Source organism: Myxococcales bacterium, assembly GCA_016716835.1.
Classification (GTDB): Bacteria; Myxococcota_A; Polyangia; order Haliangiales; family Haliangiaceae; genus JADJUW01.
In genome coordinates, this window is sequence record JADJUW010000001.1 from 674,226 (window position 1) to 693,448 (window position 19,223).

General features: G+C 63.2%; 16 protein-coding genes. 9 read left to right on the forward strand and 7 right to left on the reverse strand.

Features of this window, described 5'->3' with window-relative positions; translation table 11 throughout:
• Positions 1-5: 5 nt before the first annotated feature.
• Positions 6-1,043, reverse strand: a complete 1,038-nt coding sequence (locus IPL79_02990; protein MBK9069961.1) for a hypothetical protein — start codon at positions 1,041-1,043, stop codon at positions 6-8.
• 77 nt (positions 1,044-1,120) lie between these two features.
• Here IPL79_02990 and IPL79_02995 point away from each other — a divergent pair, with 77 nt between their 5' ends.
• The gene (locus tag IPL79_02995; protein ID MBK9069962.1) at positions 1,121-1,636 is read left to right on the forward strand and encodes a hypothetical protein; all 516 of its coding nucleotides are present in this window, start codon (positions 1,121-1,123) and stop codon (positions 1,634-1,636) included.
• Positions 1,637-1,662: 26 nt separating this feature from the next.
• Here the strand turns inward: IPL79_02995 and IPL79_03000 are convergent, their stop codons facing one another.
• Both IPL79_03000 and IPL79_03005 read right to left on the reverse strand, forming a co-directional pair.
• The gene (locus tag IPL79_03000; GenBank protein MBK9069963.1) at positions 1,663-2,817 is read right to left on the reverse strand and encodes a hypothetical protein; all 1,155 of its coding nucleotides are present in this window, start codon (positions 2,815-2,817) and stop codon (positions 1,663-1,665) included.
• On the reverse strand, positions 2,814-3,935 hold the full coding sequence (locus IPL79_03005; protein ID MBK9069964.1) for a M20/M25/M40 family metallo-hydrolase: 1,122 nt from the start codon (positions 3,933-3,935) through the stop codon (positions 2,814-2,816). The genes IPL79_03000 and IPL79_03005 overlap by 4 nt, the downstream gene beginning before the upstream one ends.
• A 142-nt stretch (positions 3,936-4,077) precedes the next feature.
• Between IPL79_03005 and IPL79_03010 the strand changes: the two genes are divergently transcribed.
• The 4 genes from IPL79_03010 to IPL79_03025 all read left to right on the forward strand — a co-directional run bounded on the left by IPL79_03010 (position 4,078) and on the right by IPL79_03025 (position 8,489).
• On the forward strand, positions 4,078-4,674 hold the full coding sequence (locus IPL79_03010) for a hypothetical protein (GenBank protein ID MBK9069965.1): 597 nt from the start codon (positions 4,078-4,080) through the stop codon (positions 4,672-4,674).
• A gap of 102 nt (positions 4,675-4,776) precedes the next feature.
• Positions 4,777-6,009 (forward strand): hypothetical protein, encoded by a 1,233-nt coding sequence (locus IPL79_03015; protein ID MBK9069966.1) that lies wholly within the window; start codon positions 4,777-4,779, stop codon positions 6,007-6,009.
• Positions 6,009-7,346 (forward strand): metallophosphoesterase family protein, encoded by a 1,338-nt coding sequence (locus IPL79_03020; protein MBK9069967.1) that lies wholly within the window; start codon positions 6,009-6,011, stop codon positions 7,344-7,346. Before IPL79_03015 ends, IPL79_03020 begins: the two co-directional genes overlap by 1 nt.
• Positions 7,347-7,349: 3 nt before the next feature.
• A complete protein-coding gene (locus IPL79_03025) occupies positions 7,350-8,489 on the forward strand; it encodes a hypothetical protein (protein ID MBK9069968.1) in 1,140 nt (379 codons plus the stop codon).
• A gap of 18 nt (positions 8,490-8,507) precedes the next feature.
• Here the strand turns inward: IPL79_03025 and IPL79_03030 are convergent, their stop codons facing one another.
• Together IPL79_03030 and IPL79_03035 are read right to left on the reverse strand one after the other, a co-directional pair.
• The gene (locus IPL79_03030; GenBank protein ID MBK9069969.1) at positions 8,508-9,764 is read right to left on the reverse strand and encodes a PQQ-dependent sugar dehydrogenase; all 1,257 of its coding nucleotides are present in this window, start codon (positions 9,762-9,764) and stop codon (positions 8,508-8,510) included.
• Positions 9,746-10,075, reverse strand: a complete 330-nt coding sequence (locus tag IPL79_03035) for a hypothetical protein (protein ID MBK9069970.1) — start codon at positions 10,073-10,075, stop codon at positions 9,746-9,748. The genes IPL79_03030 and IPL79_03035 overlap by 19 nt, the downstream gene beginning before the upstream one ends.
• Before the next feature lie 122 nt (positions 10,076-10,197).
• Between IPL79_03035 and IPL79_03040 the strand changes: the two genes are divergently transcribed.
• From IPL79_03040 to IPL79_03050, 3 genes are read left to right on the forward strand one after another with little or no spacing between them, the layout of a single operon-like run.
• Positions 10,198-11,085 carry an ABC transporter substrate-binding protein gene (locus IPL79_03040; protein MBK9069971.1) on the forward strand — a complete coding sequence of 296 codons (888 nt, stop codon included), beginning with the start codon at positions 10,198-10,200 and terminating at the stop codon, positions 11,083-11,085.
• A complete protein-coding gene (gene polA, locus IPL79_03045) occupies positions 11,082-13,868 on the forward strand; it encodes a DNA polymerase I (protein MBK9069972.1) in 2,787 nt (928 codons plus the stop codon). Before IPL79_03040 ends, polA begins: the two co-directional genes overlap by 4 nt.
• Positions 13,865-14,644, forward strand: a complete 780-nt coding sequence (locus tag IPL79_03050) for a trypsin-like serine protease (protein ID MBK9069973.1) — start codon at positions 13,865-13,867, stop codon at positions 14,642-14,644. Before polA ends, IPL79_03050 begins: the two co-directional genes overlap by 4 nt.
• 236 nt (positions 14,645-14,880) lie before the next feature.
• Here the strand turns inward: IPL79_03050 and IPL79_03055 are convergent, their stop codons facing one another.
• Together IPL79_03055 and IPL79_03060 are read right to left on the reverse strand one after the other, a co-directional pair.
• Positions 14,881-15,900, reverse strand: coding sequence for an SEL1-like repeat protein (locus IPL79_03055; GenBank protein ID MBK9069974.1), 1,020 nt, complete (start codon positions 15,898-15,900; stop codon positions 14,881-14,883).
• A 59-nt stretch (positions 15,901-15,959) separates the two neighbouring features.
• Complete coding sequence (locus tag IPL79_03060) at positions 15,960-16,187, reverse strand: four helix bundle protein (protein ID MBK9069975.1); 228 nt, start codon at positions 16,185-16,187, stop codon at positions 15,960-15,962.
• Positions 16,188-17,792: 1,605 nt separating this feature from the next.
• On the opposite strand from IPL79_03060, the gene IPL79_03065 reads away from it, so the two are divergent.
• Positions 17,793-19,127 carry a lanthionine synthetase C family protein gene (locus IPL79_03065; GenBank protein ID MBK9069976.1) on the forward strand — a complete coding sequence of 445 codons (1,335 nt, stop codon included), beginning with the start codon at positions 17,793-17,795 and terminating at the stop codon, positions 19,125-19,127.
• The last annotated feature ends 96 nt before the right edge of the window (positions 19,128-19,223 follow it).

Consider the following 19,223-nt stretch of genomic DNA (forward strand, 5'->3'; position numbering starts at 1 on the left):
GGTGCTTATGGCGCCAGCGTATCGCGTTGAAGTCCGCGGCCCGTTAGTGCGTCGAGCGCTGGCAGCTGCGAAACGCTACGTTTGGTATAGAGCATGAGCGCCGTCGCTGGCGTTTCGCCATTAAGCAGGATGGTGCCGCTGGCCTGTTCTGACGAAGCAAACCACGCGGCGCGAAACTGCTCGCCGGTTAGCCGCGCGGTGCGGGCGGTGCCCACGATGAGATCCACCGCTTTGACGCCTTGGGTGTCGACGCCAAAGGTGCCAAGGGTCTGCGCAAGGCTTGGCCGCTCGCCTCGCGCGCTACCCAGCAGGTTGCGCTTGAGCACCGTTGCAATCTTGTCATCGACATAGACACGAATCCCGCCGCGCAGTGGCTGGCCGTAATACGGCACGCCGACGATCGGCACGCCGTCGAGCACGACCTCGTCTTGTGCATCGACCGTGGGCGCCGGCTTGGCGACGAACACCGACATGGCGACGTAGCGGTCATACGTCGTGTTGACGGCAAAATCTCGTGGGCGATAGATGCGTAAAAATCCTTTGCCCTCGTCGGTAAGATCAAAGAAAAACTCGCGGCGGTGCCGGCGCAGATCGTCGCCAGAGACAAACGTCGAGCCGCGCCCCGCGTGAAACACCACGCCGGTGACCTTGGCGACCGGCACGCCGACGCGTTCGAGATATGAGGCGATGTTCCACCTTGGCGCATAGTAAGTCGCGGTGCGTGGGCCCGGATCACCGGCATTAAAGTCGAGGTCGCGCCGCTCCTGGCTCATCGTGGTGACGATGTCGATGGGGAACTCCGCGGCGCGAAAGGCGGCCCGAGGCACGCCATCGACGTAGAGCAACGGCTCGCGCCAGCCCTGGCCACGCGTGCTCGCGTTTTCGGGGTCTTGCCATTTTTCGCCGTGCTTGGCGATGGGGGCGGGAAACGCGCCGACGAGGGCCACGCGACTCGGCCGCGCGTCGATGTCGTCGCCACACGCACCTACCACCAGGCACCCAAGTGAGAGAAGCACCGCCGTCGAACGTTGTGATCGTTGCACGCCCGCAGCCTAGCGCACGTTGGCGCAGCGTGCAGCAAGGCTTGCCTTGTCGCTGCAATGAAGCGACAATTACGTCAATGAAAAAGCAGACGCTTGGTAGCTCGGTGATGTTGGCGATGTGCGCGGCGGCCTTGCCGTTGGCTGTGGGCTGCGACACCGGCGGCGTGGGGGGCGATCCTCCCATGGACGATCTGCCAGAATATATCGACTGCATCGCTGACTTGTCGCTGACCGGGACGTTTGCGCCCTCGGGCGCTTCGGCCCCTGAGGACGGTTGCGTGCCAGATGGCACGTGGACCTTGGCGGTCGCCGTCGCAGACCCTGGCACCTGCGAAGATGTGCCCGTCGAAACCTCGTACGAGTTTGTGGTTGTCCGCGACGGCAACGACACCTTGTCGGCGACCTATGCGCAACAAGGTGAACAGGATTTGTACTTCAGCGTCTCATCCAATTCCAACAATGGCGACTGCAAGGCCAACTTTGAGCTCGGCGCGGCCGATGGCTTAAGCCTTACGATTTTGCGGCCGATCGAGGTCGACGGCGTGATAGGCGGCGCTGGCGAGTACGAGCACTACTCTGAGCCGCAGCTCTAAGCCTGTGTACGCGGTTTGCCGCGGCGCTAAGTGACAAAGTCGGGCGGTGTTTGTTGGCAGTACTCAATTAGGTCAGGCAGCGCCCTCGGTGCGAAGCCGCGCCACAGCACGGCCCAGTGCACGTCCCCGACGACCATCTTGTGCCAACCATCGGCCTGCTCGCGGTACCACGCGGTGATCGGGTTGTTCATGCGGCTGCGCCAAAACAGCTGCTCGTAATCTTGCGACAGCACGCGCCATAGGTCGCCGCCAACGCCTTCGCCGCGAGCTTCAAGGGTGACGGCGAACTTGCTGAGATAGGGCCCAAGTGCGGTGCGCGTCACCACGGCGGCGCCGCGATAGACATCGGCGACGTAGGCGCGTTCAAAGCCGCGGTCGCGAAACCCTGGCGCCAGCGTCTTGCCAAACGCCGCCTCGACCAACGTTACTAAGCGGTCGCCGTCGAGCTCGCGCCAATCAGAAAAGCGCTGCACGATCGAGCCGCGGCGCAACATGGTGCCGGCACCCTTGACCGTAAAGAGTTCGCGCAAAAGATCGAGCGGCGAGGTCACCGAAACCGTCAGCGCTTGCGGCACCGTGGCGATGAGGCGGTCGACTTGCCGCACCAGTTCGGCTTGGGCAGGTGGCAAGCGCGGGATGAGGGCGTCTTTCTCGGTCGTGAGGTTGACCATCGACACCACGCCACCGCCGCGGGGCATAAGGCCGGAACGGCTCGAGAGAAACACGACGCGGCGGGTGCGCAGCTCGGTGACGAGCTCGGCGAGCGCGTCAAAGCCCTCCGGGTCCCTGCCATCTTCAAGCGCGATCATCGGCACGCGTTCGCGGCGGATGTGATGCCGCGCATCCTTGGCGGTCACCACGTCGCAGGGCACCTCGCGCTCGAGCACCGCGCGCACGCGCTCAAGCGTGCGGCCGGCGGTCTTGGTGCCCATGGCGCCAAACACGAGGACGGGAAAAAGGTTTAGCTGCGCCAAAAAACGCAAATCGACGACGAGGGCGAGCAGCGCGTCCTTGGCGACGTTATCCGAGACGTGAATCGCGGCGAACTGCTCCGGCTCGGCGCGAAACAGCTTGAGGTATTGCTCGGCCTCGTTGGGGCGGCCGATGCTCGACAAGAAGCGCAGCACCAGCTCGCGCGGTTCGATCGGGTCGGCGGTTGGCACGCTGGGAACGAGGCTCATCGCGGGTCGTTCAATACACCAACCAGCAGCGAAGTAAACCAAAGAAGGTCGTCGATGGCGACCGACTCATCGGGTGCGTGCGCGGCCGAGATGTCGCCAGGGCCGATTACCACCGCATCGATGCCAGCCTCCGCCCACCACGCAGCCTCCGTCCAGAAGTCGACCTGCACCGCAGGCACGCCGTGGCGTTGCAACACGGGCTCAAGCCACGACGTATGCGCGGCGCGAAACGGCGGTTGGTCGAGCGTGCACGCCTGCGTGACCGAAGGTGGCATCGTCGCCACCACGGCGGCCACTTCGCGCGCCCACACGGCGCCGTCAAATCCAGGCGGCGGTCGCACCGACCACACCATGTCGCCGTGTTGCGGGATGACATTGAACGCCACGCCGCCGGTGAGCTGCCCGAGATTGAAACACATGGTGCGTTCGCCGCACGCCGCGGTACTTTGCGTTGCGCGCGCGAGGGCGGCAAGCGCGTCGCCGAGGCGGGCGAGGTCGAGCAATGGCGCAGGGGTGGCATCTGCACGCGATGAGTGCCCGCCGGGGCCATGTGCCTGCGCGCGATATCCCATGATGCCGCGGTGGGCGATGCCGGCTTGACGCGCGGTGGGTTCGCAGACGATCACGCGCTCAATGCCAGCGGCGTGGGGCGAGGCGAGAAACGCTTGCATCACAGCGGTGTGGTTTTCTTCGTCGCCGGAAAACAGCACGCCGAGATGCTGGCGTGCGGCTGCGGGCACTTGCGCCAGCGCCTCGAGCGTGCAGGCAATCGCACTCTTGGTATCACACGCGCCCAGGCCCCAAACGCGGGCGGCATCGACCGCGGGCGTCCACGGCGCACGCGTCCAGCCACTGTTGGGCGGCACCGTATCGACGTGGGCATTGATAACCAGCGTGGGCGTGCCCCAGCGGGCAAAAACGTAGGCGCCTGGGTCGCCGTCGCCGCGTGGCACGCGCTGCAGCACGATCTCATCGGGCCCAAACTCGCCTAGCCAGGCCGCCAGCGCCTGGCAGCACGCGTATTCGTCGCCGACCGACGTCGCGTCTAGGCGCTGATGCGTCGGCATGGCGATGAGCGCGGCGAGGCGCGAGGTCAGGCGTTCAACGTTGGTGGTCATGAGCGGGGCCTTCCTCGCGTCCCCGGCCGATTCATGTCGGGACACGCCTTACATCGACAGTGCCATGATTTCCCTCACATGTGGGCGCGCGGCGCTGCGATCTCTTGATCGACTCTCGTCGGCAATGCGCTACCCTTAAGACATGCCGCCAGGACCACCAGACAACTTGTCGATGATTAGACGCGTGCTGGGCGATGGGTATGTGGCGCTGGCCCTGGTCGAGCTTGGCGTCGTCGAGCGGCCAGGTGACGGCGTTACCAAGGTCAACGTGGTGGTCAAAGAGGGCGCGCTTGAGGTCGCGGTGCATAGCGAAGGGGTTGGCTTAGTTGATGCCGTGTTCCAAGCCTTGCACGCGCGCTATGCCCCCGAGTACCAGTCGCTAAGTTCGATCGCCTTGGTTGGTTTTGCGGTATCGACCGCGATCGAGTCGGGCCGCGGTATTCGCACCGATGCGACGTGTACCGTGACAATCGACGTTACCAATTCGATGGGGCGGCGCTTTACCTTCCAGGATACGTCGCGGTCGATGACCTCGTCAGCGACGCGCGCCGTGCTAGCCATGGTTGAGCACTTCGTAAACTCCGAACGCGCCTTCGTGACGCTTTACAATGCGCGGCAAGATGCGCAGCAGCGCGGACGAGTTGACCTCGTGGGGCGCTTTACCGCCGAGCTCGCCGAGGTCGTCAAAAGCACGAGCTACACCGAGGTGATTGAGCGCATGCAGCGCGAGCTGGGTTAGTGCCTCCAGGGACAGGTGGTGCGGCAATCGCCGCGATCGCCAGCTCGCAGATTCATGGGGACGGTGTTGTGTATTTCCGCCAGCTTAGGCAATATGAACGTCGTGAACGCAATCAAATTATTCGTCGTTGGCGTGTTGGCGGCAGGTGCCATTGGTGGCATCAGCGCAATGGCCGGTGCCGTGGCGCAAGCGGACTCGGTCGAGCCGCCGCTTAGCGAGGCGACGCCCCCAATCGAGGCGACGCCGGTTTTGGGGCCCGTGCCGGTTGCAAGTGCACCCGACGCTGACATTGAGCCTGATGCTAGCAAGCGCACGACAATCATGCGCCTGGGTTTCTATGCGCACGCGCGCTATCGCTGGGTGCAAAACGACCCCGATTCGGTGTCCGACGAAAATGGCTTTGCGCTCAGCCGCGTGCGGCCAAACTGGCAAGCCGAGCGCGAGATATCGCCGGGCGTCATCGCGCGCGCTCGCCTTGAGGGCGAACTCATGCCGCAATTTGGCTTGGTCGATGCATTCATGGGCGTCGTGATCGATGGCCGCTATTCGCTCGACGTTGGGCAACAACGCGCGCCGGTGTCGCGGCGCGGCTTGACCTCGGAGTCGTCGCTGGCCTTTCCCGAGCAGGCGGCGTTGGCGCAGCTCGCGCCTGGGCGACAAATCGGCGCGCTGCTCCGCGCGCGCGATCCGTTTACCGATTGGGTCACGTTGTCGCTGGGCGTGTTTAACGGCGAAGGCCGCAACCAAACCCAGAATATCGACGAAAAATATCTGTTTGCCGGACGCCTCGCGATCACACCGCTTGGCACCGATCGCTACGCCGAGTCGGCCTTTGGCGGCGATTTTGTCACGCTGGCGGTTTCGGCCGCGACCAACTCGCTTGAGGTCAGCGCCAATCGCGAGGAAGTCGTCACCTTAGGCGTTGACCTGGCTGGGTCCTATGGTGGGTTCTCAGGCGCCATCGAGTATTTGCAAGCAGAACATTCCTTTGAAGACAGCGTCGCAATTCCAAACTATCGCGCTAACGGGTTCTCGGCCCAGGTCAACTATTTGCTACCGCCGATTGGCGGGGTGCCGGGGCGCCTCGAGATTGGCGCGCGCGTCGACGAGATCGACGAAAACGACACCATCGGCATCGACCAACCCGGCGACGAAAATCAGTCGCTGCGCGCTTACAGCGGCGTGGTGTCGCACTATTTTGCCAAGCATGATCTGAAAGTTTCCATGTCGTACGCCCACATCGTCGAAGTCGAAGATGTCGATCGCAATGGTAATGATGCGACCTTTGGCAACGATCAGTTTTTGCTCCAGATGACGTATCGAGGAGAGCAATAATGAACTCTTTTAATGAACAATTGGCGCCGTTGGTCGTGCGCCTTACGCTCGTAGCGGGCGTGGTGCTGGGCCTTGCGGCGTGCGTGCGCGGCGCCCCCTCAAGCGACCCGGGTAATCAACAGCTCACCGGCGGGACCATCGCACTGCAAGGTTGCGGCTACAGCATGACCACGCGCGAGGGCGCGTCGCCGCCGGTACTGGGCGAAGGCGCCTTTGGCAGCGATCCAACTCCGCGGCTGGTTCACCTCGGGCTCGCCAGCGATCCGACAACGTCGGTGACCATCTCGTGGCGGACCGCCGACGAAACGACCAAGGCGACTTATGTTCGCTTTGGGACCGACGCGGATTTGGCGAGCGAGCAGCAGGGCGTGACGTTTGTTTATAAGCCGGGCATCTCGGCGACAGATCCAGAGGTGCGCATCCATGAGGCACATCTGTGCGGGCTGCAGCCTGGCACGGAGTATCAATACAAAGTTGGCGGGGAAACCGACGGCGCTGCGCACTGGTCGCCCGTGTATTCGTTTCGCACCGCGCCCGAAGTGACCGACGATACGGTGGTCTCGCTCGCGATCGTGGGCGATAGCCGCAGCGGCTATGACGTGTGGAGTGCGCTGGTTGGCGAGCTCGATGCTCGGTCGCCGGACCTCATCTTGTTTTCAGGCGATGCCGTGATGTTTGGTCATGTGCAGACGGAGTGGGAGACCTTTTTTGAGCAGGGGGCGAGCCTCTTGACCAAAGTGCCCATGGTGGCCGCGCACGGCAACCACGAGGCAAATTCGGTGACCTACTATTCGCAGGTCGCGCTGCCCGGCGACGAAGAAAACTACAGCCTCGATTATGGCCATGCGCATGTCACGGTGCTCAATGACACGCCGCTTAATACCTCGGACCTTTCGGGCAAGATCGCCGATTTTCTCTCCGCCGATCTCGCGGCGAACGCCAGCGCCCCGTGGAAGTTCGTCATGCACCATCGTCCGACGTATTCATCGTCGACGAGCCATGGCAGCGACGAGACGTTGCGCGCGCTGTGGGCACCCATCTTCGATGCCAACGACGTTGACCTAGTCCTAAATGGCCACGATCACAACTACGAGCGCAGCAAACCGATGAAAGGCAATGCGGCGCAGGCCTCGCCGGCCGACGGCACCGTGTACCTGGTGACCGGCGGCGCGGGCGCCTCGCTCTATGAAAACGGCGATACGCCGGCCTTCACCGAATATTCGGAAAAGACCTACAACGCCGCGGTCATCGAGGTGCGCAAGAACTCGTGGACGGTCACCTCGTTTAAACCAGATGGCACGCCGATTGAGTCGCCGTTTGGTGAGACGACGGAGTAGCGCTTGCGCGCGCGCCAAGGCTGGGCAGCCGTCGCCGTCGCGATCGCCGTGTTGTTGGCGATGCCTCGCGCCGGCGCCGCCACGCCAACGCCGGCCGAATTTGACGGCGCCATGAAGGCGATGCTTGCCGGCGATTTGGCGGCCGCCCAGCGCGGCTTTGAGGCGGTGGCTGGAGGCGCCGACGCGGCGTGGGCCGATGATGGCCTGCGCGAGGCGGCGCGCGTCGCCGAATTGCGCGGTCGCTACGGCGAGGCGCAGGCGCACTATCGCGAGCTAATCGCCCGCTTTCCTGAAAGCCCGTACGTGCGCCACGCCGAAGCGAGGCTTGGCTATCTGGCGCGCATCGTTGGTGAAGACGCGGCGTTCAGCGCGGCGCAAGCAGAGCGCGAGGCGCTGATGCAGCAGGCGGCTCGGCTCGAAGATCCGGCGCCGGCGCTCGTCGCCCTCGAAGCCCTCTTGCGCCGCGAGCCGCAGTTGCCCGCCTGGCCCGATGCGGCGCGCTGGCTTGGCGAGCAGTGGCTGCAGCAAGGTGATCTTGATCGCGGCCTGGCGTGGTTTCGCGAGCTCGCGGCTCGTCCCGGTGAAAACGCAGACGCTCGCAAGCGCGCGTTAGCCTCGGCCTTGGTGCAGGTTGGTCGCTTAGGCGAGGCCACCACCATCATCGCCTCGCTAGACAGCAAGGGCGACGTCACCCAACGCGCGGCCTTGGCCGAACTGAGGCGCAAGTTGGCCAGCGCGCAGCGCCAGCGGATGTGGCGGACGGTCGCCTTGGTGTGGCTCGCTGGGTTTGCGCTGGTCATGGTTGTATTCGTGTTGCGTCGTGGGGCGCGCCAATGGCGCGAACGCTTAGCGCCTGATCTTGCGGTCGCTTACATGATCCCTATCGGCGCGGGTCTCGTGGCCATGTCCTATTCACGCCAACCCATGGTGGCCGCGGCGACGCTGTGGATCGTCGTAGTTGCCACTTTGCTGACCTGGGTACTCGGTTGCGCCCTGCGCACCAAGCCGCGCCAGGCCGTAGCCTTTGCAATGATCGGCGGTGCGGTGATCGCGGCGGCGGCGCTGGTGTACGTCGCCGTCACGCAAGACCGCCTCATCGACATGTTGATCGAAACCTGGCGCTACGGCCACGATCCCGCCTAGGGTCTCGCTCGCACGTTGTTAGGGCGCCGCGCGCAAACGGCGCAGCGTGCCGCCGCGGTTGGTGAGATACAATTCGCCGTCGCCACCGGCATAGATGCTGGTGATTTCCTGGCCGAATGAGCCCGCAAGCTGGCGCCGGTTGCTGACGCTGTTGCCATCATAGGCGAGCGCCCATACCTCGCCGGCGCAATAGTCGCCGTAGAGGTAGTCGCCCACCAATGCCGGCATGCAAGTGCCGCGGTACACCGCGCCGCCGATGACCGAGCACCAACCGTCGCCGTGGGTATGCTCGCTAATGGGCGGCGTTTGCGGCGTGTCGCAGCCACCGCCGCCGATGCCGGTGCAGGTATTTCCTTCCCATAGCCGCCACCCGTAGTTGACGCTGGCGGTGGTGCTTGGGACGGCGTTGACCTCTTCGATTGCGTTTTGCCCGACGTCGCCGATGTAAAGCATCGCGGCAACGGCATCGACCGAGAACCGCCACGGGTTGCGCAACCCGCTCGCCCAAATTTCTGGGCGCGGGTCGGTGGCCCCATCAGCGCTGCCTGCGAAGGGATTGTCGGCCGGTATGCCATACGCCTTGCCGGCGGTGACCGCATCGACATCGATGCGGAGCAACTTGCCGAGCAGCCGCGTGTTGTTCTGGGCGTTGTTGTCAGGTTGGTCGTTGGCGTTGCCGCCGTCGCCGAGCGCGACGAGCAACATGCCATCGGGGGCAAATTCGATCATGCCGCCATTGTGATTGGAAAACGGTTGCGCGACGACGAGCAAGGTCGCCCCACTTGATGCATCGCCCAGGCCATTTTCGCCCACGCCGTACTCGGCAACGACGGTCGCGCCGTCGGGCGAGCGGGTGTAGTTAACAAAGAAGCGGCCATTCTCGGCAAATCCCGGATGGAAGGCGAGGCCTAGTAGGCCTTGCTCGTTGCCAGTCGCTCGCACCGGGCCGCCCGCGCTCGCTCGCAAGTCAAGGAACGTCCCACGCGTCTCGCCGAGCATGATGATGCGGCCGCCCTGTTCGACGACAAACAACCGGGCATCGCCCGCAGGTGCCGTGACTAAGACGGGGTCAAGGAAGCCAGAGGCAACGACATCGCTGGTGACGCCCGTGTCGTCGCTTGCCACGCATGGCGCAATGGGCTCATAAGGGGCATCCGTTGGCGCGTCGCTTGCGGCATCGCTGGGCGCATCCACCTGACCATCGGGCGTCGCCCCGTTGCCGCCCCGGCACCCGATTGCGCTGACGAGCAGTAAGGTTAAAGTCGGTTTGCCCATTTTCCAAATCCAATCAGCACCAGCGCAGCCAAGGCGACAGGCACCACCATAAGCATCACACTTGCCCACGTTTGCACCAGCGCCCAGTAGGTAAGTCCCACCATGACCCCCAGCGCAAACACCAACGCCGCGAGCAAATACCCCCACGCCTGAACCTTTTTCTTAAGCATGATGCGCTCGAGGCGGCCGAGAAAGGCATCGGTCTGCGCCGGCGTTAGTTGTTTGAGCAGGGCGGCCATTGCGACCGGATCTCGCGGATCGACGTCGAGCTTGCGCGTCGGTGGTTGCTCGGACGTGGGCTTGGCCGCCATGGCGTCAACTCTACACGCAGGCCGCTAAGCGGGCCGGTTTGCCGCAAAAAAAATTGGGGTTACGGTGGGCGCAGTCACATCGCGGGGTTGCACGGTTTGCGCCTGGGTCCTAAGGTGCCCAGATGGCGATGGTGCGCATCACGGATGACCTGGGGCGCCACCTAGTGCTGCCCGTGCCCAGCCGCGTGGTGTCGCTGGTGCCAAGCGACACCTATTCGCTGCAGGCCTTGGATTGCGGCGACCGCCTGGTTGGCATTAGCGACTATTGCAGCCCGGGCCCCACGGTGCAGGCCTCGCGTGTCGGTGGCCCCGGGCATCCACGGCTCGATGACATTCTGGCGCTGCGCCCCGATGTCGTGCTCGCGAGCCAGGAACAAAACCCGCGCTGGTTGCTGGAACGGCTGGCGCAGCCGGACCTCGACGGCACGCGGGTGGCGCTCTATGTGTCCCTGCCGCGGCGCTTTGCCGATGGCGTCGCTCACGTCGCGCGGCTCGCCAAGCTGCTCGGCGTCGCGGGAAGCGAGCCCGCGAAGGCATTGCTACGTCGTGGCTACGACGAAATTAACCGTCCGCCTTGGCCGGTGTGGACTACCGCTTTTGTGCCGATTTGGCATGATCCTTGGACGACGCTTAATGATGAAACCTTTGGCGCCAACATGTTACGACGCGTCGGCATGGCAAACGTGTTCGGCGGAGGGCCCACTCTCAAGCGGCTAGCGATGGACCTGGCGGGCAAGGCGCCACAGACTGGCGATGGCGCGGCCGATAGCCGGCAGCCACGCGTCACCTTGGCCGATATTGTCGCGCGCGGCCCGGGCTTAGCTGTCTTGCCCGATGAGCCCTACATTTTTGGCGATGCGGAGGGCGCCGAGCTGACCTGCGCCATGCCGCAGCTGCGCGTGTCACATGTGGCGGGCAAAGATCTGTTTTGGCCGGGCGCGTGGAGTATTGAGGCAGCGCCGCGCCTGCGCGCGTGGGCCAAGCAATTGCGTCCAGAGGGGTCGATATGAAACGAATCTATATCCTAGACGGACACGGGTATGTTTTTCGCGCTTACTTCGCGCTGATGACGGGTGGCCGAGGCGACCGACGAGATGTGCGGCTGTCGCGCGCCGACGGCATGCCCACGGGGGCGCTGTATATTTTTTCGCGCATGCTGATGCGCCTGCACGAAGAAGTGAACCCGGCGCACGTGGTGGTGGTGTTCGACGCGGGTTCCAAGAGTTTTCGCAACGACATGTATCCCGAGTACAAGGCGAATCGCCCAGAGGCCCCGGAAGACTTGGAGATTCAGTTTCCGTTTTTCCGCCGTGTGGTGGAGGCGATGCATTGGCCCGTGCTCGAGGTGCCAGGCGTCGAGGCTGACGACGTGATCGCCACGTTGGCGGTGCAGGCCAAGGCGCAAGGTTGGGCGGCCACGGTGTATTCCGCTGACAAAGACTTAATGCAATTGGTCGGCGACGGCATTGAGATGGTCGATTCGCTCAATAATAAGCGGTACGAGCCCGCCGACGTTGAGGCAAAATTTGGCGTGCCGCCGGCGCAGGTTGCGGATTATTTGGCCTTGGTTGGCGACACCGCGGACAACATCCCCGGCATGGCCGGCGTGGGCGCCAAGACGGCCGCGACGTTGCTAGGGACGTATGGATCGATCGATGCAATGATTGCGGCAAATCCCGTGGTGCCGCGGCTGAAAGTCAAACAGCCCTTTGGTGATGCAGAGGTGGTGGCGCGGCTCAAATTGTCGCGCGCGCTCGTGGAACTGAAAACCGATGTGCCGGTTGAGAAAAATTTCGAGGCGTTTGCGGTGGCGCCATGGCAGGCGCGCGATGTCTCAAAGCTAACCGCGCTGTTTCGCGAGCTCGAGTTCACCGGCATGGCGACGCGGGTGGAGCAAGCGGCGACTGCGCCAGCGGCGCCGGTGGCAGGTGATAGCGCCGCGCCAACCGCCACCGGGACAGCGACAGAGCCGGTCACCCACACGTCGGTAGCGAGCGCCTTCGCTATCGCGCGCGACGGCGACACGGCGCTTGCCGAGTTGTGCGCGGGGGCGACCGCAGCCGGCAGCGTTGCATGCATAATCGAGACGACCAAAGAGCGCTCTGATCGATGCACGATGGTTGGCATTGCTCTCGCCACCGCGGCGGGGCCAGCGGTCTATGTCCCCATCGCGCATTATTACTTGGGCGCACCATCAGCGCTTTCGGCGGCGACCTTGGCGCCACTGCGCGCGCTATTTGCCAATCCCAGCGTCAGCAAGCTCACCTACGACGCTAAGCTTGCGCGGCAAGTGCTGCTGCGCGCCGGCTATGACGTGGCCGGCACCATCGACGACCTCATGCTGATGGCGTTCTTGGCCGCCTCCGATGTGCCAGCGCCGTCGGTTGAGGCCTTGGCTCGCGACCTGGCGCACACACAGGTGGCACCGCGCGGAGAGGCGATGGGCAAGTCAAACGATTCATTCGCGGCGGTCGACGTCGCATCGGCGGCGGCGCACGTCGGCGCGGTGGCGCGCGCGTTGCCGGCGGCGGCGGCGGCCCTAAGACCAACGCTTGACGCCCATGCCTTGATGCCGCTGTATCGCGACATGGAGCTGCCAACCTGCGAACTCTTGGCAGTTATGGAAATGCGTGGCGTGGCGATTGATGCCGCGCACTTTGCGGCGATGTCGCAGCGGATCGCGCAAACCATCGCCGAGCTGCAGGCTTCGGTCTTTAATGACGTCGGCGGCGAATTCAATCTCGGCTCGCCCAAACAGCTCGGACACATTTTGTTTGACACCTTGGGCCTGCCCACAGCCGGCGTGCGCAAGACCAAGACCGGCGGCTATTCGACGGATCACGAAGTGCTCGAACAACTTGCCGACACGCATCCCGCGGTCAGCAAGATCTTGAAGCACCGCGAGCTGCTCAAGCTCAAAGGCACCTATCTCGATGCCTTGCCGCCGCTGGTGCATCCGGTCACTGGCCGCCTGCACACCAACTATCATCAGGCTGTCGCCGCCACCGGGCGCCTCTCGTCGCAAGATCCAAATCTGCAGAACATTCCCATCCGCACCGAGGAAGGCCGCGAGATTCGCCGCGGTTTTGTCGGCGGCCCCGGCAAGGTGCTGGTGGCGGCCGACTACTCGCAGATCGAGCTGCGCATCCTGGCGCATCTGTCGCAGGACGCGATGCTGATCAAGGCCTTTGGCGAAGGCATCGATATTCACACTCAAACTGCCGCGCTGGTGTTCGGCATGCCGCCTGCCAAGGTGACGTCGCATGAACGCCGGGTCGCCAAGGCGGTCAACTACGGCCTCATGTACGGTCAGTCCGATTTTGGCTTGGCGCGCGCGCTCGATATTCCGCGCCGGCAGGCCAAAGAATACTCCGACAAGTATTTTCAGACGTTTCCCACCATTCGCGAATTTATGCAGACGGTGGTCGACCAAGCGCGGCGCGATGGCGGCATCACCACCATCTTTGGTCGCTGGCGCCCCATCCCTAATCTCGATTCCAAGAACATCCCGGCGCGCAAGGCCGCCGAGCGCATCGCGCAAAACACGCCGATGCAGGGCGCCGGCGCCGATATCATTAAGCTCGCAATGATCGCCTGTGAGCGGCGCATTGCGCAGGGCAAGCTGCCGGCTGCGATGATCTTATCGGTGCACGACGAACTGGTGTTCGAGGTCGAACCAAAACACGCCGACGCCGTGGCCGCCGCGATGAAGCACGAGATGGAAGGCGTCGCCAAGCTCTCGGTGCCGCTCGAAGTTGAAGTTGGCATCGCCGCGAACTGGGCCGATGCATGAGCGGGGCAGGTGGCGACGCGAACATCATCGGCGGTGAGCCGATTGCGTCCGCCGTGGTGCCCGCCGTTGTCGCCCTGGTCGACGGCGACGGGCTTTGCACCGGCGCGTTGGTTTCCGCGCGCCACGTGCTGACCGCCGGGCATTGCACCGATGCGTTTGCGCTTACGGATCCAACGTTTGCCGCGTTGGTGGTGCACGTCGGTACCAACAATCCAAGCGACGATCCTGGCATCGAAGTCGGCGTCATCGCCGTACATCGTTACGAGCCATCCGACCTCGCCGTGGTCGAGTTGGTGCCAACCGCGGCGCTTGACGATATCTCGGTGCTGGTGCCAACTGTCGTCGATCGCTTCGGCGATGGCCTCGCCACCGCCGGCTTTGGCGTTTATGACTTAGACCCCAGCAGCGCCGGCGTGCTGCACGCGCTGAGCGACTTGCAACAAGCCACATGCCCCGCCGGCAGCGTCGACAAGGTCTGCTTCGCCGACGCGAGCCGCGGCGTTTGCTTCGGCGACAGCGGCGCGCCGCTCTGGTCCGCCGCGCAGCCCGACGCCTTGCTCGGCGTCATCTCCACCGTCACTAACCCCGGCTGCACCGGCACCGCGACTGCAACCCGCATCACCGCCGATGCCGCGGAATTCCTCCGCAGCCACGACATTGTCGTCAGCGACACCCGCGGCGGCAGCTGCGCCGCGAGCGCGCCAACGGTTGCTGCATGGTTACCATTGTTTATTGCGATGCTCGTCGCGATGCCGCGCCGCAGGATGGCTCGCTAGTCACGACGGTCGCGGCGGCGTCCGGCATGCACCTCGGCGTGCTCAAACAGTCCTCGCGTTGACGAGACCGCGCGGCGCTGGCGGCTGCGCGGACGTTTGGCGAGAACGCGATCAGGTGTGCTCGCGAGTGAACGCTGCGGAACTGCGCCGCCGAGGAGCATGACCGTCCACCACCGCGACCTGCGGCGTATGCGTTGGAGATGTTCGCCACCGCGGTGTTCTCGTGTTCCGCGACATCACATGGCGCGCAATTTCGCAACAACGGCACATCCTTCGGTAAATCCACCCTGGCATGCTTGCTCGAAAAGCGCGAGGGCCTTGGCTACGTCCGGGGTAACACCAGGGCCGTCAACATACAGCATGCCGAGGGTGAAACACCCTCCCATGTCACCCCCTTGGCAAGCCGTGTCGTACAGCGCAGCGGCCTTAGGGGCGTCTTTCGAAACACCGGCGCCGGTCTCGTACATGACTGCAAGGTTGTAGCAGCCTTTCATGTAGTCGCCTTTGCAGGCCTGTTCGTAAAGGGCAGCGGCTTTGACAGTGTCTTTGGCGATGACGCTACCTTCGTGATGCATCACCCCAAGGTTGAAGCAGCACCGCATGATGCCGCCTTTGCAGGCCTGTTCGTAAAGGGCCGCGGCTTTGGCGACGTCGCGGGCAACGCCGATCCCATGCAGATGCATTTCGCCAAGGCTAAAACATCCATTCATGTCGTTGCCTTGGCAGGCCTTATCGTAAAGTGCTGCGGCTTTACCGGCGTCCTGGGATACACCGCTTCCGTTCTCATACAGAGACCCGAGCAAGGAGCACGCTCCCATATCGCCGCCATGACAAGCCGCCTCAAAGAGTGATACGGCTTTGGAAAGGTCTTTGACTACGCCGTTGCCGCGGGCATACATCACGCCCAGGCTGGAGCAGCGATGCATGTCGCCGCCTCGGCAGGCCTTGTCGTATAGGGTTGCGGCCTTGGCGGCGTCTCTGGCAACGCCAGTGCCGCTCAGATAGAACCCGCCGAGGTTAGAACAGGCTGTCATGTCGCCGCTTTCGCAAGCGGCCTCAGCAGCTTTAATTAGTTCTGGCGTATCAGCAGAAGCCGGTGCGGCAGCCGTAGCGACTGGAGCGGCCTCGGGGGCGGACGCCGACTTCGCGGCTTCGGCGGATGGTGGCGCCTTCTTGTTGCACGCGGCGGCGCTAAGCAGCAGTGCGCACAGCCTAGCGGTGGCTAAAGCGCGGAGGGTTCGGGGAGTTGGCAACATTGTGCGTGGCTAGCAAGGAGGCTTGGGGCGTGCAACTTAATTAAGGGGCAGCCCAAGCCTTAGCGACGGATGAGGCCCGTGAGCAGCGCGACCAGCCGATCGGCGACGGCGATGCAGCGCACGGCATGGTGTTCGGCGGTGTCGTGCGTGGTGGCGGCAATCTCGACCGCTGCGGCGGTTTCGCCAGCCTTGCCACGCGCGATGCCAAACACCCGCGCCTTGTCCGCGGGCGACACGCGCGATGCGGCCTCGGCAATATTGAGGCACGCGCTCTTGGCTGCCCTCAGCGCCTAGTGCCGTGTCCCAGATGTTATGAGTTAGGCTGCGCCGGGATGACGTCCGAGGCCAAGGCGCGAGGAGTGGAGTTTGGTGGTTCCAAACGACCGACGAGCAACGCTGGCATCGGGCGTCAGACCTAGCAGGGTGGCTCATGTTATCTGGGACACGGCACTAAGTCTTTAGCTTGGCATCCTTGATGTCCGCCGCGCGGACGCAAACAAGTAACTCAAGCGCAACTTCGTACGCCAAGAGGCCGTGATGATTTAACCGAGAACGTGGAGCGGCTGTAATTGCATTGGTCATACCCTAATGGCGCGCAGGCGCCGTGACAGCGCTTCGAAAGTGCTTGAGTAGCTTAAGCGCTGGCCGCGGCGGTTGCGCGATGGTGGGTGTGACCGATGCAATTGCAGCCGCGAGTTATCGAGCGGGTTCAGGTTCAGGTCCAGGAAGAGGGAAACAGGAAGAGGGGACGGGGAAGAGGGGGCCCGTCAAGGGCGGCACGATTGGCGGGTACCCCGAACCCTTGGCCCTGAACGCAAACCCCTGTTCTGGGACCCTCTTCCCGATCCTGAACCCAAACCCTCTCCCGCGCCAGGCACTGAAGAAGTTCGATTCGTTCGAATCAGCCTAGCGCGACGCGAGTAGGCTATGCGCATTTTGACGGCGGTGCGATGGCGAACACGCGCATGACACCGCGTGGTTGCGTGGAAATAAATCAGACGTTTGAAAAAAATGCTTATCGCGCGCGGGTGCACGACAATAAAACAGTCTTATCAGCGCGGCGCGTCGAGCATCGTTACGCAATGAGTCACGTCATGTCCGTTATGATCTAGCGTGACGATGTTCATGTTAATAAAACGTACTTAATCGCGTTCGTGAAAAAATATTCCTACGCGCGCTAGAGAACAGAAAATGTCGACGATTTTACGATTGACGATGTTGGGGCTTGCTCGTTATCAAGTTGGCACATGAAAAAAAACTTTAATCGAAAACTTGAACTCAAATCGCAACCAATGGCCATGCTTGGCGATGTCGCGGGCGGAAAGGATACGGTCACTACCTTCTATTGTACGTCGATCGGCAATTGCAGCGGCGATTCTTGCGGTTGTCCCGACCCAGGCCCCGGAACCACCGACTGGGGGACCTTTTGCTACACCTGCGCTTGTTAAGGTGCCCCGTTCTGCGTTTAGACCCGAGGATTGCCTGCTGCATTGCGCACGGTGACGCGGTGTCCCGATAGGGGTTATCTTCGCTTCGAACCCGCGTGTCTCCAGCGCGAACAAGTCAACGGTAGGCGCGGAACGCAGGTCCGGCCGCGGTTGTCGTGGTGCTGAACGTGAAACGAGTCAGCAAGTCTCGGCGCAACGAGTCGCCTGTGTTCGTGCTCAAGGTTGGCACATCACGTCTCCGAAGATCTGATACGTGGAGACGAAGCGAAAAGGCGCAGTCGCTTAGAAGTCGTCGACGTGGAGGATGTTGCTTGCTTGGCGCCTCTCGCCGTTTAGGGGGACGTTGTCGCCATTTGCGTGCCGCGGCGAGGTAAGGCGGCGTGGGCTCATTGGCTGCCCCGACGTAATTATCGCCAGGGCGCCCAACTCTGTTACTATTTGCAGATGAAATCAGCCTCTTCGTGGCGGCCACTTCTGATGGGCGCGTACGCCGAGCGGGCGCGTGATATAGTCGGCGACATCTCCGAGGATGTGCGGCGCCGTGCATCGCCTTCTGCCAGCGAGTCGACGAAGCCCAAGGGCATGGGCCATCCGTGGCGCATCTTGTTGCAAGCGTATCGCTGGGCCGACGACAATGCGCGCGAGGACGACGCCAGTTATGTCGCCGAGGAAATGGATCGCTTTGCCGCAACTACCGTGGACTATGGTCTTCCCGTTAGGTTGTATAGCGGCGTCGGCGCGCTGACGTGGTTGCACGCCCACCTCGCCAATGAGTTGTTCGACGAGGAAGGGGGGGAGGCCCCTGATGCCCACGCCGCCAGAAGCGACGGCGAAGGCGTGGAAGCCATGGTTCTAACGCGGCTACGCTCCATGCCACCCGCCGACTACGATCTAATCGTCGGCCTGGTGGGCATTGGCGTCATCGGCCTTGAATTTGCCAATGCGCCCGAGCGCAAGCAAGTTGTCGCCGAAGTGCTGGCCTTGCTCCATCGGCGCAGTCTTACGGATGCCCAAGGCGGGCGCTACTTGCTGACGCCACCCGAGCAGCTATTGGCTTGGCAACAAGCAGTTGCGCCTCAAGGCTACTACAACCTCGGCTTAGCGCATGGTCTGCCTGGCGTCGTGGTGCTCGCGGCTGAGAGCTATGCCAAAGGCATCGCGCCCGCGCTAAGTAAGGCGTTGGCAAGCGAGGTCGTAGCCTGGCTCTTGCGGGTTCGCACTAACGACGGCACGCCAGGGTATGCGAGCTGGATTCGGGTGGGCGAGACGAACGAAGGGGGGCGACAAATTGCCTGGTGCTACGGCGGCCTTGGCGTTGCCGCGGCGATCTTGCGTGCGGCGCAGGTCTTTGAACGTAACGATTGGCGCGCGCAGGCTATAGAGATAGCCCTTGCCTGCGTGGCGACGGCGGACGCCGCGAAGCCGCTACAGGATCAGGGCCTGTGTCATGGCATGGCGGGTAACGCGCACCTGTTCAATCGCCTGTATCAAGCGACCGGGGACGAGCGCCTGCGGGCAAGAGCCATCGCGTACTATGAAGCAACGATTGACGCGTACCGCGCAGGCACGGGCATCGGCGGCTACAAGGCGTGGGGCACGAATGGAGAGCTAGATCGCAACGCGACCTATCACCATCAGGGGGCCTATGTCGATGACCCCACCGTGCTGACCGGCAGCTCAGGCGTTGGCTTAGCACTTCTTGCGGCTGTCTCGCATGTCGAGCCGAATTGGGATCGCGTGCTTCTGGTCAGTCTGCCCCCTCTCGCCACAGAGCGCTAAGCCGGCCGGGTCAAAATTTTCAGGCAGAAAAGGCGATGGTAAAATCTTTAGGTGGAGGCTGGCGGGTTGGCGACAAGTTTTTGCCCGAAGCAAAAT

Excerpts from the sequence above, each read along its gene's own strand:
- polA (MBK9069972.1), top strand. The coding sequence starts at position 11,082 with ATGAAACGAATCTATATCCTAGACGGACACGGGTATGTTTTTCGCGCT.
- IPL79_03000 (MBK9069963.1), bottom strand. The coding sequence starts at position 2,817 with ATGAGCCTCGTTCCCAGCGTGCCAACCGCCGACCCGATCGAACCGCGC.
- IPL79_03020 (MBK9069967.1), top strand. The coding sequence starts at position 6,009 with ATGAACTCTTTTAATGAACAATTGGCGCCGTTGGTCGTGCGCCTTACG.
- IPL79_03030 (MBK9069969.1), bottom strand. The coding sequence starts at position 9,764 with ATGGGCAAACCGACTTTAACCTTACTGCTCGTCAGCGCAATCGGGTGC.
- IPL79_03035 (MBK9069970.1), bottom strand. The coding sequence starts at position 10,075 with ATGGCGGCCAAGCCCACGTCCGAGCAACCACCGACGCGCAAGCTCGAC.
- IPL79_03010 (MBK9069965.1), top strand. The coding sequence starts at position 4,078 with ATGCCGCCAGGACCACCAGACAACTTGTCGATGATTAGACGCGTGCTG.
- IPL79_03040 (MBK9069971.1), top strand. The coding sequence starts at position 10,198 with ATGGCGATGGTGCGCATCACGGATGACCTGGGGCGCCACCTAGTGCTG.
- IPL79_03065 (MBK9069976.1), top strand. The coding sequence starts at position 17,793 with ATGAAATCAGCCTCTTCGTGGCGGCCACTTCTGATGGGCGCGTACGCC.
- IPL79_02995 (MBK9069962.1), top strand. The coding sequence starts at position 1,121 with ATGAAAAAGCAGACGCTTGGTAGCTCGGTGATGTTGGCGATGTGCGCG.
- IPL79_03005 (MBK9069964.1), bottom strand. The coding sequence starts at position 3,935 with ATGACCACCAACGTTGAACGCCTGACCTCGCGCCTCGCCGCGCTCATC.
- IPL79_03050 (MBK9069973.1), top strand. The coding sequence starts at position 13,865 with ATGAGCGGGGCAGGTGGCGACGCGAACATCATCGGCGGTGAGCCGATT.
- IPL79_03055 (MBK9069974.1), bottom strand. The coding sequence starts at position 15,900 with ATGTTGCCAACTCCCCGAACCCTCCGCGCTTTAGCCACCGCTAGGCTG.